This window comes from Paenibacillus sp. J22FR5, assembly GCF_059691975.1.
Genome location: NZ_JCAUAN010000013.1, coordinates 147,001 through 159,626 on the forward strand (window position 1 = coordinate 147,001; position 12,626 = coordinate 159,626).

The 12,626-nt window shown below is 40.5% G+C and carries 16 protein-coding genes and 3 pseudogenes; 17 read left to right on the forward strand and 2 right to left on the reverse strand.

What is annotated here, in order from left to right:
- Nucleotides 1–26: 26 nt before the first annotated feature.
- The 10 genes and pseudogenes from AC58P7_RS18220 to AC58P7_RS18265 form a co-directional block, all read left to right on the forward strand.
- Nucleotides 27–1,091 carry a cysteine peptidase family C39 domain-containing protein gene (locus AC58P7_RS18220; RefSeq protein ID WP_497345260.1) on the forward strand — a complete coding sequence of 355 codons (1,065 nt, stop codon included), beginning with the start codon at nt 27–29 and terminating at the stop codon, nt 1,089–1,091.
- A 67-nt stretch (nt 1,092–1,158) separates the two neighbouring features.
- Nucleotides 1,159–1,926 (forward strand): sugar phosphate isomerase/epimerase family protein, encoded by a 768-nt coding sequence (locus tag AC58P7_RS18225; protein WP_497345262.1) that lies wholly within the window; start codon nt 1,159–1,161, stop codon nt 1,924–1,926.
- Between the two features lie 22 nt (nt 1,927–1,948).
- Nucleotides 1,949–2,215 (forward strand): acyl carrier protein, encoded by a 267-nt coding sequence (locus tag AC58P7_RS18230; protein WP_497345263.1) that lies wholly within the window; start codon nt 1,949–1,951, stop codon nt 2,213–2,215.
- Nucleotides 2,212–3,570 carry a class I adenylate-forming enzyme family protein gene (locus AC58P7_RS18235; RefSeq protein ID WP_497345265.1) on the forward strand — a complete coding sequence of 453 codons (1,359 nt, stop codon included), beginning with the start codon at nt 2,212–2,214 and terminating at the stop codon, nt 3,568–3,570. The genes AC58P7_RS18230 and AC58P7_RS18235 overlap by 4 nt, the downstream gene beginning before the upstream one ends.
- Nucleotides 3,571–3,573: 3 nt before the next feature.
- Nucleotides 3,574–4,479 (forward strand): glycosyltransferase family A protein, encoded by a 906-nt coding sequence (locus AC58P7_RS18240; RefSeq protein WP_497345267.1) that lies wholly within the window; start codon nt 3,574–3,576, stop codon nt 4,477–4,479.
- Nucleotides 4,480–4,512: 33 nt separating this feature from the next.
- Nucleotides 4,513–5,367 carry a VOC family protein gene (locus tag AC58P7_RS18245; RefSeq protein WP_497345269.1) on the forward strand — a complete coding sequence of 285 codons (855 nt, stop codon included), beginning with the start codon at nt 4,513–4,515 and terminating at the stop codon, nt 5,365–5,367.
- Nucleotides 5,368–5,495: 128 nt separating this feature from the next.
- Nucleotides 5,496–6,887, forward strand: coding sequence for a family 43 glycosylhydrolase (locus tag AC58P7_RS18250; RefSeq protein WP_497345271.1), 1,392 nt, complete (start codon nt 5,496–5,498; stop codon nt 6,885–6,887).
- A gap of 24 nt (nt 6,888–6,911) precedes the next feature.
- Nucleotides 6,912–7,052 carry a thiamine pyrophosphate-binding protein gene (locus AC58P7_RS18255; RefSeq protein ID WP_497345273.1) on the forward strand — a complete coding sequence of 47 codons (141 nt, stop codon included), beginning with the start codon at nt 6,912–6,914 and terminating at the stop codon, nt 7,050–7,052.
- A 404-nt stretch (nt 7,053–7,456) separates the two neighbouring features.
- Complete coding sequence (locus AC58P7_RS18260; protein ID WP_497345275.1) at nt 7,457–7,648, forward strand: hypothetical protein; 192 nt, start codon at nt 7,457–7,459, stop codon at nt 7,646–7,648.
- Nucleotides 7,649–7,811: 163 nt separating this feature from the next.
- Nucleotides 7,812–7,949: pseudogene (locus AC58P7_RS18265) on the forward strand (Mur ligase family protein); the annotation flags it as partial.
- Nucleotides 7,950–8,006: 57 nt separating this feature from the next.
- On the opposite strand, the gene AC58P7_RS18270 reads toward AC58P7_RS18265, so the two are convergent.
- On the reverse strand, nt 8,007–8,651 hold the full coding sequence (locus tag AC58P7_RS18270; protein WP_497345277.1) for a peroxiredoxin-like family protein: 645 nt from the start codon (nt 8,649–8,651) through the stop codon (nt 8,007–8,009).
- A gap of 73 nt (nt 8,652–8,724) precedes the next feature.
- On the opposite strand from AC58P7_RS18270, the pseudogene AC58P7_RS18275 reads away from it, so the two are divergent.
- Nucleotides 8,725–8,867: pseudogene (locus AC58P7_RS18275) on the forward strand (short chain dehydrogenase); the annotation flags it as partial.
- Nucleotides 8,868–8,887: 20 nt separating this feature from the next.
- On the opposite strand, the gene AC58P7_RS18280 reads toward AC58P7_RS18275, so the two are convergent.
- The gene (locus tag AC58P7_RS18280; RefSeq protein ID WP_497345278.1) at nt 8,888–9,829 is read right to left on the reverse strand and encodes an LLM class oxidoreductase; all 942 of its coding nucleotides are present in this window, start codon (nt 9,827–9,829) and stop codon (nt 8,888–8,890) included.
- A 337-nt stretch (nt 9,830–10,166) separates the two neighbouring features.
- Between AC58P7_RS18280 and AC58P7_RS18285 the strand changes: the two are divergent.
- The 6 genes and pseudogenes from AC58P7_RS18285 to AC58P7_RS18310 all read left to right on the forward strand — a co-directional run.
- Nucleotides 10,167–10,291 (forward strand): annotated as a pseudogene (locus tag AC58P7_RS18285) (sugar ABC transporter permease); the annotation flags it as partial.
- Nucleotides 10,292–10,809: 518 nt separating this feature from the next.
- A complete protein-coding gene (locus AC58P7_RS18290) occupies nt 10,810–11,136 on the forward strand; it encodes a hypothetical protein (protein ID WP_497345280.1) in 327 nt (108 codons plus the stop codon).
- On the forward strand, nt 11,054–11,470 hold the full coding sequence (locus AC58P7_RS18295; protein ID WP_497345282.1) for a reverse transcriptase domain-containing protein: 417 nt from the start codon (nt 11,054–11,056) through the stop codon (nt 11,468–11,470). Before AC58P7_RS18290 ends, AC58P7_RS18295 begins: the two co-directional genes overlap by 83 nt.
- A gap of 297 nt (nt 11,471–11,767) precedes the next feature.
- Nucleotides 11,768–12,028 carry a hypothetical protein gene (locus tag AC58P7_RS18300; protein ID WP_497345284.1) on the forward strand — a complete coding sequence of 87 codons (261 nt, stop codon included), beginning with the start codon at nt 11,768–11,770 and terminating at the stop codon, nt 12,026–12,028.
- 147 nt (nt 12,029–12,175) lie between these two features.
- Entirely contained in the window at nt 12,176–12,355 is a 180-nt protein-coding gene (locus AC58P7_RS18305) for a hypothetical protein (protein WP_497345286.1), read from the forward strand.
- 83 nt (nt 12,356–12,438) lie between these two features.
- The coding region (locus AC58P7_RS18310) for a hypothetical protein (RefSeq protein WP_497345288.1) at nt 12,439–12,626 on the forward strand (188 nt) is incomplete at its 3' end.

Consider the following 12,626-nt stretch of genomic DNA (forward strand, 5'->3'; position numbering starts at 1 on the left):
CTTAACTTTATCTTGAGGTGATGAATATGCAAAAAACGCTTCCCGTTACATATCCCGCCATTACTTCGTATACATGGCATTCAATTCAACTATCCATTGTATCTAACTATCGCATTTGTCATCCATGGATATATAGCAATTTTATACATCTTGGCACAAATGAAGGCTTTACAGGTGAGAAAACAAATTTTGATTTTGTGAAATTTGATTACTTTTATTATGATCTCAATCCATGGTTGAGAAGGACAACTGAAAAAATAATATATGAGAACCTATCCCGAATATTGTCTATGTCTAACAAAACAATTTCTGAATATATCAAAGAGATGTTAGATAGGAACTATTATGTCTCCATTTATCTTAATGATTACTATCTACCGAATACAACTTTTTATCAAAATGAACATGTTATACATGAGGTTCTTATTTATGGGTATGACGATGAGAAAGAATTGTTCTATACAGGAGGAATATTTGATACTAGGAAATATCGTTTTTCCACTAATCGTTATTGTGAGATTGAAGAGGCATTTCTTAATGTCAACCCGTTTAATCATGTAAAGGGAGATGACTTACCGTTTTATGTATACAAAATTAACGAGAAGGAACATTACCCGTTTAATCTATCCAATGTTGTTGAAGCGATTGATGATTACATAAATTCAAGAGATATAGTTAAGAAGTTTTCTATGCTTAGAACTCCGCCATTTAAAAATAATGTTTGTGGAATAAACGTTTATCAGGTTTTAAAACAATATTTACAAAACTTGTCAGATGAAAAAGAGGGTTATTATCCAGACAGGCGACCTTTTCAGATACTCCTTGATCATAAAAAGTTTATGGTTGAAAGATTAATTTATATGAAAGAAGAAGGACTAATAGGAAGTGATTCACTTATTGTTCAATTTAAAGCTCTTTCCAAACAAGTGGAGGTAATTAGAAACTTTTTTTTGAGATATCTAATTTTCAAAGATAAGGAAGTTATTCATAAATTACTTCCATTAATTGATGAGGTTGTTAACACAGAGGTATCCCTTTTAAATAGTTTAATTAGTAATCTTACTCATGTTTTGAAAAAAAGTGAAGGGTAGGTGAGCTCTCTTGCTAATTAGTTTTACAACAGTCGCATTCAGGTATCGACTAATAGGAATTAGTGAAATGATTAAATTTGCAGTAGATTCTGGCTTCGAGGGAATTGAGATATGGGGGCCCCATATCTTGGAGCTGGATTCGGCACTGAAATGGAAAAGAGCATTAAAAGAAACGAACTTAAAACCTACGATGATAAGCATAGATTCAGCATTAACATCAACAGAAGATTTATATTTAAACACTAAAAAAAATTTTCAGAAAGCAATCCAGTCAGCTGTAGAAATAGAATGCGATTTAATCAGAATTTTTACAGGAGCACCAGGTTCAAGTTTTGCTTCTAACAAGCACTGGGACTTATTTTATAGCAGACTATCCGAGCTATGTAATCTTGCAGAAAGAGACCATATACGAATTGCAATTGAAACTCACCCTAATACTTTGTTAGATAACTCAGAGTCTGTAACAAAATTTTTAAATGAATTTAGCAATAAAGCTGTAGGTTTAAATTTAGACGTTTATCATATGTGGCAGAGTGGTATGGAAATCGAAAGTCTACTTATTGAAGATTTTTTATCGCGAACATATCACGTTCATCTGAAGAATGCCACTTCTAAAGAGGAATTCATATTTAGTCCTGAAAATGTCTATAACCCATATGACAAGGGTGAAGAGATAAGAAATTTAAATGAAGGAAAAATTAATTATGAACCATTTTGTAAGAAGCTGCATCAACTATTCCCTGGTCCTGTATCTATTGAATGGTTTGGTTCAGATCCAATCAATGCCTGCATGAAAGATGTAACTTTTTTGAATAACTGTAAGGCACTTATCTAATATAATTAGGAGCGATTAAATAATGGATAACATGGTTTATTCACTGCTTGATAATATACTTCGTGACATGGGAATTAAGGATAAAGGCGACATGAACTTGGACGATGATTTAATTGAAGTTATGAATATTGATTCTATGCAATTTGTTGAATTGATAGTTCGTATGGAAGATGAAACTGGAACTAAAGTAGATGATGAAGATTTTGTAATGGAAAACTTTAGAACTTTAAATGCGATCATGAATTATTTTGAAGCTCGTAAAGAACCGATTGGAGATGCATCTGCATGAATGAAGTGTTCAATATTCTTTGGGAGAAAACGGTATACACTCATGAGGCAGTCCTAGATACAACATCCGGTATTTCTTGTAGTTACGGTGTTTTAAAGCAATCTGTACATAGTGAAATCACGTTAATGAAAAATAAAGGTGTCCAAAAGGGAAGTGTTATCGTAATTCTAGGAGATAATTCCATTCCTATGTTAACTGTAGTATTAGCTTGCATTGAACTGAATTGTAGAATTTCAATTTTACAGCCTCGCATACACGGGATGTCTGTTGAACACAAAATAAGTCTAATATCTCCAGATTTTATATGGGATACAAAGGGATGGCGTATAAATAACAAGCAAACTGAATCTTTGTTGTATAAAGAACTCCCTGGGCTTTTCTTATTAACCTCCGGTACGGAAGGTAATCCTAAAATAGTACCAAGAACATATGCACAGTTAAAGGAAGAATACGAACTTTTTACGGAAGGAAACGAACTTAACAGCGGAGTAAAAACCTGGACTCACCTCCCATTAGGACATGCATTTGCATTCGGTTGTGCTTTTATTTCAACCATGGGAAAAGGTGGGTTGTTATGCTTATCAAATCGTTTTCTACCAAATGATATAGCCCAGAATACGCAAAACTTAAAACCTGATCTTGTCTTGACTGTCCCTTATATCATTAAACTCTTAACGAGCAGACCCAGTAAAAAAATTGAACCAACTGAACTATTTCTAGTTTCGGGTGGTGCACTTAGTTCTGATGATGCTCAAGCATTTCTTGAAATTTATGGAACTCCTTTATCTATTCAATATGGGTCATCCGAAACCGGTCCGATTTCAATTAATCGCTCGTCACGTGGTGGTTACGACAGCGTAGGTTTACCATACCCCAGGGTTCAATTAAAAATTGATAATGAAAATAATATTCATATTAAAAGTCCCGCAATGTCAAATGGATATTGTAACGATGATTCATTAAATAAATTGCATTTTTCTAATGGTTGGTTTATTCCCGGAGATCAAGGAGAATTGGATTCAAATATGTCATTAAAAATAATAGGGAGATCAAAAATGTTTAATATTGGGGGTTTGAAAGTATCTGCCAAAGAAGTTGAGTCCGTTTTATTAAACCATCCAAGCATTTCTGCATGTAAGATTGATCAAGTTGTGAAAGATAATTCTGACCATTTAATTGCTTACGTCGTTACAAGTGAAGAGAACTTAAGTGTATTTGATATTAAAAGCTATTGTTCCAATCATATGGAGAAATATAAAATTCCTTCACAAATAATAACAGTATCTAAGCTGCCTGAGCATGGTGGGAATTGGAAAGTTCGTGAATTGTCTATAGACGAGAGAGTGAGTGGGTGAGATATGAATGCAGTTGTCATTATAAATACGTTTAATAAATCTTCGTATTTGGATTTAACATTGTTTTCTCTTTCTCAGCAAACCTACCCTTTCTTTTCAATTATTATTTGTGATGACGGCTCTACAGATAACACTGCAAATGTTGTTATGAAATGGAGTAATCATTTAAATATTCAATATGTAAAGACGGATAATAATGGAGCAGCCTTTGCAAGGAATAAGGGGATAAGTCAAATCAAATCAGAAAATAGCCTTTTGATTTTTCTAGATGACGATAGATTATTATTGCCCTCGGGAATTGAAAACCATATTAAATACCATAAGGAAACCGAGTTTCCAACGTTTTTAGTAGGAATACGATGGGAAATGTTTAGAGGTTTAGATGAGAAATCACAATCGTTCATATATGAAGAGATAGCTAACGATCGTTTAATAAGATATAGGAGACATGTAGAAACCTTATCTCGGGTTGTATCTCCTTACCTCAATACACAGGAAAATTTATGGCCTCTTCGTTGGTATGGTGTATTGACCGGGAATCTATCTGTACCTTTTGAATTGGTGAATAAGTTAGATGGGTTTGATTATAGCTTTTTTAGACTTGAAGATATTGAATTAGGATATCGTGCAAAAAAAGCTGGAATGAAGGTCTCTTTTAGCGAAACGATTGAGTCCTTTCATATGGCTCATAAAAGGGTTTTAAATACCGAAAACTTCAAGAATGCTTTAGAATTATTTAAGAAAAAACACTTAGAACTTGATGTCATGTATATCAATGATTTTTTGACAGGGAACATGTGTTCTACTCACTATCTGGAATTAATCGAGAATTATTCATACAACGAACTAGGAGATTCTTGCGTATCATGTAAAAATAATAAAGTTAAATATTTCACTAATTATAAATAACTTCAAAAAATATTAAAAGGAGCCGTGAGTCGCATGACCCAACAAATAAATCCTGATATTGAGCTCGGGGAATTGAAATTAAAAGTTAGTAATTTGGAGCGTTCTATCCGTTTTTATCTAGAGGTAGTTGGTTTTAAGATTTTAAGCCAGGATGCGACTACAGCTGAGCTTACTGTGGACGGCAATCATGCACTGTTAGTGCTCGAAGAGATACCGAATGCTTTGATAACGACTAAAAGGTCGGCTGCCGGGTTATTTCATTTCGCTATTTTACTGCCTACAAGGAAGGATTTAGGGCTTTCATTACAAAATCTAGTTCATTTGGGAATACAAATTGGTCAAGCTGATCATCGTGTAAGCGAAGCTTTGTATATTAGTGACCCTGATAATAACGGCATCGAAATATACCGTGACCGTCCGCGTGAAAGCTGGAGTTGGGATGATGAAATGATGGCAACGAGCCCGATCGATTGGGAAGGCTTGCTGAAAGAAGCCAAAGATGGGGAATGGGATGGATTGCCATCAGGCACGACCATTGGACATGTTCATTTTCATGTAAACAATATTCAGGCGGCTAAACATTTTTACTGTGATCTATTAGGATTTGATATTGTTATAGATGGCGCTCAAGAAACGGATGCTTCATTTATTTCTGCTGGTGGGTACCATCATCATATCGGCTTAAATATGTGGGCGGGAGTCGGGGCTCCTATACCACCTTCCAATGGAACTGGACTGCTCTATTACACCATAAAATTCCCTAATCAATCAGAGTTGGAAAAGACGCTTAGTCAGCTTAGAAATGCCGGCATTTCAGCTGCCGAGCAAGATCAAGCGTGGATTGTCCACGATCCCTCGAACATCGGCATAAGATTGGTTCACGATTAGTCAAAAAGCAACTGTTGGGTGACATCCGACCTGCTTAAGAATCAAGAATTCGCTATCCCAATCACAGCAACACCGTTGAAATTCTGTTCAGTTGCTCAATACAGGATTGGAGAAAGGATGGAACGTAAATGTTGAATACTACTACAGTTATAAATAAAGCTCCTTGGAAAGATACACGGGGCGAGGCAATCCGCGCACACGGTGGAGGTTTTTTATACTCAGACGAGTATTTTTATTGGTTTGGTGAAAATCGGAGGAATGGTGTCAAGGTGTCTTGTTACAGGTCGCGGGATTTAAAGACGTGGGAATTTTGCAATGATGTTTTATCGCTGTATTCAAAGGTCAAACCTTTATACTACCGTACATCGCTTGACTTGAATCCCTTTCAGACAGAAAACGGAGCTACCATTGAACGTCCAAAGGTACTCTATAATGAAAAGACAGGTAAATATGTGATGTGGATGCATTGGGAGAACGGGCAAAATTATCGAGAAGCCCGCTGTGCTGTAGCGTCCTGCGATACGGTAGATGGTCATTATACGTATCATGGCTCTTTCAATCCGCTCGGCAACATGTCACGGGATTGCACGCTGTTTCAGGATGACGACGGGACTGCATATTTCATCTCTGCAGGAAGGGACAATGCTGACCTGCTGATCTATCGGTTGTCAGACGATTATTTGAGCATTGAGGAACATGTAAAAACATTGTGGCCCGAACAATACCGTGAAGCTCCTGCAGTTATGAAGCGAAACGGCGTCTATTTTCTAATTTCTTCAGGCTGCACCGGTTGGTCACCGAATCAAGGAGCCTACGCTTATTCTGACACTTTGACCGGACGTTGGTCGTCACTTTTTCTGCTTGGTGACCAGACAAACTACGATTCGCAGCCGACGTTTATACTAACTATTCCGGGAAAAGAATCGACCAGTTACTTTTATGTCGGAGACCGTTGGGATCCAACCGATTATCATAAATCTTCATATATTTTGCTTCCATTGTCCTTTCAAAGTGAGAGAGAGATGAAGCTGGAATGGGCCGATGAAGTGACCATCAATTTGGAAACCGGGCAATGGAACACCTTGAAAGCTCCTTTCTCCGGGCTGTACCGGTTCAGAATCTGCGAAACAAAATCTTATCTTGCAGCGGCAGATACCCAAGCAGTCGGAAAAGGTCTTTCTTACGGGGATCCAAACCAGAAGTGGATCATCGAGCAAACCGCAGAGGGGTATGCCCGTATCAAATGCGCGTCCAATAATCGCTTTTTGGCGGTTGATCTATCGAGAAATCATGATCATTTTCCTGTTTTATTGACTGAGCCATCAGAGAACGATTGCCTCGATTGGAGCTTTAGAGAAGCGGAAGAAGGAACGGTGAAAATCATCAATAGAAGCACAGGAAAAGCATTGACGCATGCGGGAGAGGAGAGCCTCGACGCAATTCTGACCGCGTATGCTTCGGAGCATGATCCTCGGTTGGGTCGTGATCCACAGCTTCTGCTTATAACAAAAGTTCTTTGAGCCAGTGGACGGCAGTACCTGCTTGTGGGCGAACAAAACAACGTAGACGCTTTAGCATCGGCAATTGACAGGGCAAAGAAGGAAGCCGATCGACCCACTTTAATTGAGGTCAAAACAACGATGGGGCTCGGTAGTCCGAATAGAGCGGGGAAAAGGAGAATATGATGGCTACGATTAGCCGGCCAGTTTGCTACATCTATTCTTGTTCATATCGTCAAGAGTTCGTAACCGCCAAGAAAGGCGGTTTTTTTGTCTCCTTTTCTTATTCCATCCCTATAAATAAACTTGTATATTTATGCATGATCCGATTAGCGGGATTTCGCTCTAATTATGAAAATCCGGGATAGTATATGCCGCGGCTGTCTACAGCTTTCTCATAAATTGTGAAAATGGGACCGGTAATATCAAGGGGTTTGAAGACTATTTTCTCTCTAATTCTGACACCATACATGTAAATAATAGTTTTAGAACAAATGTTTGGATGAAGTGTCTTTCTTAAAAGATGGGTTTTATTCAGCGCTGATGAAGCTGGTGCATTAGAGTATTACGATTTTGTTCACAACATTGGTTTGGAAGAAGAATTAGGTCACAGTTCAACAGAGCCAAAAGGCGAAAGTCAGATAATACGTCTTGGTCAAATTGTAGTTGTCGTCGTTCAAGCGAAAATCGAAAAAGTGCTGACAAGTGGAAATCAAATCGTGATTGTTGCAAGACCGCAGAGGAATGGCGTACAAGTGATAACGGTGAATAAGGTAATATGATGCTTGATGATCCGAAAGAAGCGGTACTGTTTCAGCTTGTAACGCCAGAGGGTGATGAAATTGATCATTCGGTTAATTAGATGTATCGTGCTTGCCTTTGTTCTTAATGTATTTGATTATGATTGCGTTGAAGCAAGTCCGTTATTGTAAAGTGGATGTAGCTCCCTTGACCATACTAGAGATAGATAAGAACTCAGAAGTTGCAGTAAATGAAATGGGAATGAGTGAGCGTGGTCAATTCGATCGACTCTCACGTATAGCTCAGCCAGACGTTGCAGTCATAACAATGATTGGTGTGTCTCTTGAAGCAATTATTTCAATGAAATAGCCAAGATTTTCTTCATCTATTTCGCTTCCCTTAGAACTTCTTCAGTTGATCAATGATTTTCTCAGGCTCCAGCCGCTTCATAAAGTCGGGATTGACATACGCATAGCGGATAATGCCTTCTTTATCGATAATATACGTCGCCGGAACCGGTAGAATCCAACGATCGGTCGCATTGAACGCAGAGAGATCAAGACCGAAATTGTCGATAAAGATGGTTTTAAGATAATCGGGCACCTCATAGAGGACGTTGTAGCTTTCGGCTACTTGGCCGTCCGGATCGCTTATTACTTGGAAGGCGAGCTCTTCCTTCTCCTTTTGGGACAGCGAGTTGTCGGGACTTTGCGGCGTGACGGCGATTAATTGACCGCCGAGTTTCTCAATCTCCGGCAGCAATTGTTGATAAGCCCGAAGCTGGATATTACAGTACGGACACCAGCTGCCGCGGTAGAAGGTTAGAACAACCGGACCTTTCGCAAGCTCGTCATACAGGCTTACTTGCTCGCCAAGCGGATTTGCCAGCGTGAAATTCGGAGCATTATCGCCTTCCTTCAAGCCGAAAACGATGTCCGACTCAAGCTGCTCTTTCATGTGACGAAAAAACCCCGCTTGCATCTCCTCTGGTGCGGTTGCGATAAATACTTCCTTCGCTTGCTCTAATTCGGCTTTAATTGACATCTGAACGCACTCCTCAATGATTAAATTGGATTGATCTATCCATTTTATGGACCAGAATCATCATATCGTTCTAACCGTTAACACGGAGCTGGCATCGAATGCAGGTTTGAAAATCGGTGATGAGGATCGAATGATGCAGCCGGAAGAGGTGCGGAGTTGATTCTATTAACCCTAAAATTACCACAGCGTGTGTTCGTGAAAACCGCGGTGATTTAGACAACCCCCTCAATAGAAAGCTATTCATGCGGAGGGAAGTGAGGCAACACCTCTTCGCCCAATTCCTGAACGACTTCGTTGGCAGGTCTTTGACCGTAGTATAAGAAAAACATTAAATGGTTGACTCCCACAGTCTTATAAAGATTTAACAATTCGACGAGGTGTTTGCTTCCGATTCTATAGCCTTTTGTTATGGGTCTCGGAGGTTCATTCGGGTCTTCGACCAAGTCTAAATACATTGGCTGAGTAAACGGTTTAAAAACGCCGGGCTGATGAATCTCCACCAACTCTCTCCAAACGTTGATCGAATTCTTTTGTTCGAAAGGGCTACGCGGATAATAGATCCAACCATCGCCGTGTTCTGCGTTCCATTCCAAGCTCTGCTGGGATTGGCCCGTAATTAATGTCGGAATTCGTTTTGTCGGTTTAGGTACAAGATTCGCACCGAATAAAAGATCCGGCGGATATTCCTCGTATAAAACCCTTTTTATAAAATGAAACGCCTCGACGAATGCTTCTCCTCGTCCGACATCAGAAATATTTAAACCCCTAAAATCTGCGCCACGGTCTCCAGAAGATACGCCAAAAATAAGGCGATCGGTAAACAATCGATCGATAGAAGCGATTTCTTTCGCTACACGCAAAGGATGTCTTAACGGCAATACGGCCGCGGCAGTGCCTAATCCAATCTTTTTCGTTTGAGTAGCGATATATGTCAAGTAAACCATCATGTCGAAAATTTGTCCAACTGCAGGGTCGCCGAAACCGGGATCCTCTAACAGCACATCGCGAAACCACAGTGCGGAGAATCCGTAGTTTTCCGCCTTTTGCGCCAATTCCACTTGATTTTCCATCGTTGGTGTCTGGGTACGGAAATTTTCAATTGGGACAAACAGGCCCAACGTCAATTCGCCTTCTTTGTAGATCCGATTGTAGCCTTTGTGATTATCGAATGGATTCATTTTATTCACCTTCAATAACATTTTTGGTAGTCGAAGTCGTGTGTAGCATTGCCGTCTATTCATGAATTTATTACGAGCATTAGATTTAACAGTATATATCAGCTTTTTTAATTACCCAAAAATACTCAAATTTTTCGCTAAAAATAATCCGAAAATGAAAAAAATGTAATCAATAATCGAAAGCGCGTAAGAAAGAAATGAGCAGATGACTGATGTAAAGAGGATGTGTGGACCGTAGTGCGATATCGGGTAACGAAAGAGCGCCAGCATGGAGACGATGACTTCTACGTACTCGATAATGGAGATCAAAACAAAAATAAAGGCTGTCATTCCATCCAGGGCGTCCAAATGGCAAATCATGATGCGCATTACATTCCGTATATCAAGGATACGATCACAACGAATATGATGCTCGTGACCTTGCAGACGTTGGGCGTTTTCGGCCTGATCTATGCGATGACCTTTCTGATTTAGGTGAATTACCTCCGTTTTGTGTACCTAAATTGGCTCATGCGTTGTTAAGCTCTAACGGGAAACGATAGTGGAGGAGCTTGCCTCGCGGCAGCTCTTTTGTTCTTTCAAGTAACGGGCAGGACGCGCCTAGCCAAGCTAGGTACAACTAACTGATGCAAGTTCAGTCGGGGTAAGGACCAAGCCGCCTCGTAGCTAGCAGGCAGACGTTTGCGAAATCCAACGGCTGAAGCCCTGTGAAAAGTCACGAAATATCGTGATGAAGCAAATCTGCAGGCCGTAATGAAGTGAATCCTACCGCATCGTGAAACTGAACCCGAAAGGGATAAGTGGGAGCCGAGCCACGTCTGCCCCGGCGAAGGCTATAGAACGCGCGAAGATCTTGGAACAGCAGCGCGGAAGAACTCTCCGGTGTATAGGGAACGGCATGTAGAGAAAGTTGTATCTGGAACTAGGGAGACCCTCCCCAGCACAAAGTTTTTTTTTCGCTGCGGGAAGCATGGTTGCAAGTGAAGAAGAATCGAGGCAGTGCCAGTGTAGATGGACAAACGATTGAGTCTATCGTCCAAGCATACGGAGAAGAAACCTTTCTCGAAGAAATCAGGCAGCAGTTGGTGGACGGGACGTACAAGCCATCCCCTGTGAAGCGGAAAAAGATACCTAAACCGGATGGGAAAACTCGTCCATTAGGAATTTCGACAATCCGAGACCGAACTGTGCAGATGGCAACAAAAATGGTGATCGAAGGTATCTTTGAGGCAGATTTTAAAGATTGCTCTTTATGGATTTCGCCCGAAGAGGTCGGCACACCATGCCATCAAATGTATTCGGGATAGAGTCAATGGGGGAATTGTTAATTGGGTAGTCGACGTAGATATTACGGGCTATTTCGATAGCATCTCGCATAGCAAACTATTGAGACTGGTAGAAGAGCGTATCTATGACAAGCGAATCCTGAAATTAATCAGGCAATGGCTTGAAATAGGTGTGACGAAGGAAGGGATTTGGCACAAAACGGAAATCGAAAGTCCGCAGGGTGGAGTGATATCTCCGTTACTCGCCAATATCTATCTGAACTACCTCGATACGATTTGGGAAAAGCGTTTTTCTCATCTTGGAAAACTGGTTAGGTATGCTGATGATCGTGCGCCACGAATGCATGGCGCGTAAGAAAGCCAAAGCAATGCTGAACAAAAGATGAAGGCGGGCCCTTCGGAGTCGCTGTGCAGGCGGAGGCTTCAAACTACCTTAAGCTGCTGCGGTCAAAAGCCGTTGGTGGTGAGCGTTAAGGAAAAGGCAGAGCAAGACTCTGTCACTCATCCATTGGGCAAGAAGGAAATATAAAGAAACTGGAGAGCCACAAGACACGGGCGATAAATTGGATGGGACGACTTGCAAAGAATTATCCCAAACTGTTTGCACACTGGCAGATAGGAATACTGCCTACGGCTGGATAATGGGAGTCGGATGAGCCGAGAGGTTCACGTCCGGTTCTGTCCCGTTCGGAAGAAGTCCAATGGTTTCCTAGCCAAGGTAGACTGGTACATCCTTTGGAGAATGAGGCTTTTCTGGAATAAGAAGCACAAGAAGCACAGGCTAATTTGGAGTGAGATGCATCTGCTGCTTCAGCGTTCAGGCTTGAAATCTGTAAGTACATCGGAAATCCGTACTGCCCTGGGTGAAGAACGTCGGAAAGCCATATGCGGGAAAACCACACGTACGGTTTGATGAGGAGGGGCTGGCATCCCCAGCTCTTTACTCTACATAGTTCAATCGTTTCGTGAGTACCTTCAAGCATATAAATTCACGAAAGCAGGAAAGTAGAGGAACCATGTGGAATAATTATACAATTCTACCATCTTAGGAGGTCGTGAAATGGCGTTTCCGACACATATTGTATCGGCAGGCGGAATTGTAGAAGATGGAAATGGAAATATCCTATTAGTAAAAGCCCATGACGATGCTTATTTGAACTTTAACGGCTCTGTGAATTATATGGAGTACGTCACTGCGACAACGTCAGAATGTAATGTCAAGCTTCAAAGGCGTGTTTAGTTGTACGAGGGCTCGTGTTTTAAAAATCTTTTCACTAACGGCGTACGATAGTTGAGGGGCTTGCTTCGCGGCAGCTCCTCTATTTGTTCATTCAAGTAAACATTCCTGTTAGTGCTAAGAAATGGACTTTGAAAGAAAATGAGCGCCTCGGTATGATGGTTTTATCAACGGGTTTAACCCAACATCATCAAGGAGGCGCTCTTATTATGAAGTTTAAGCAATCAGACGGTCAAAATCAAAGGATTGAACGAATCTCCACGACTCACCTAAT

Bases quoted from the DNA above. Each gene is read 5' to 3' on its own strand.
- AC58P7_RS18220 (WP_497345260.1), top strand. From the start codon at position 27: ATGCAAAAAACGCTTCCCGTTACATATCCCGCCATTACTTCGTATACA.
- AC58P7_RS18225 (WP_497345262.1), top strand. From the start codon at position 1,159: ATGATTAAATTTGCAGTAGATTCTGGCTTCGAGGGAATTGAGATATGG.
- AC58P7_RS18230 (WP_497345263.1), top strand. From the start codon at position 1,949: ATGGATAACATGGTTTATTCACTGCTTGATAATATACTTCGTGACATG.
- AC58P7_RS18235 (WP_497345265.1), top strand. From the start codon at position 2,212: ATGAATGAAGTGTTCAATATTCTTTGGGAGAAAACGGTATACACTCAT.
- AC58P7_RS18240 (WP_497345267.1), top strand. From the start codon at position 3,574: ATGAATGCAGTTGTCATTATAAATACGTTTAATAAATCTTCGTATTTG.
- AC58P7_RS18245 (WP_497345269.1), top strand. From the start codon at position 4,513: ATGACCCAACAAATAAATCCTGATATTGAGCTCGGGGAATTGAAATTA.
- AC58P7_RS18250 (WP_497345271.1), top strand. From the start codon at position 5,496: ATGTTGAATACTACTACAGTTATAAATAAAGCTCCTTGGAAAGATACA.
- AC58P7_RS18270 (WP_497345277.1), bottom strand. From the start codon at position 8,651: ATGTCAATTAAAGCCGAATTAGAGCAAGCGAAGGAAGTATTTATCGCA.
- AC58P7_RS18280 (WP_497345278.1), bottom strand. From the start codon at position 9,829: ATGAATCCATTCGATAATCACAAAGGCTACAATCGGATCTACAAAGAA.
- AC58P7_RS18300 (WP_497345284.1), top strand. From the start codon at position 11,768: ATGAGCCGAGAGGTTCACGTCCGGTTCTGTCCCGTTCGGAAGAAGTCC.
- AC58P7_RS18305 (WP_497345286.1), top strand. From the start codon at position 12,176: ATGGCGTTTCCGACACATATTGTATCGGCAGGCGGAATTGTAGAAGAT.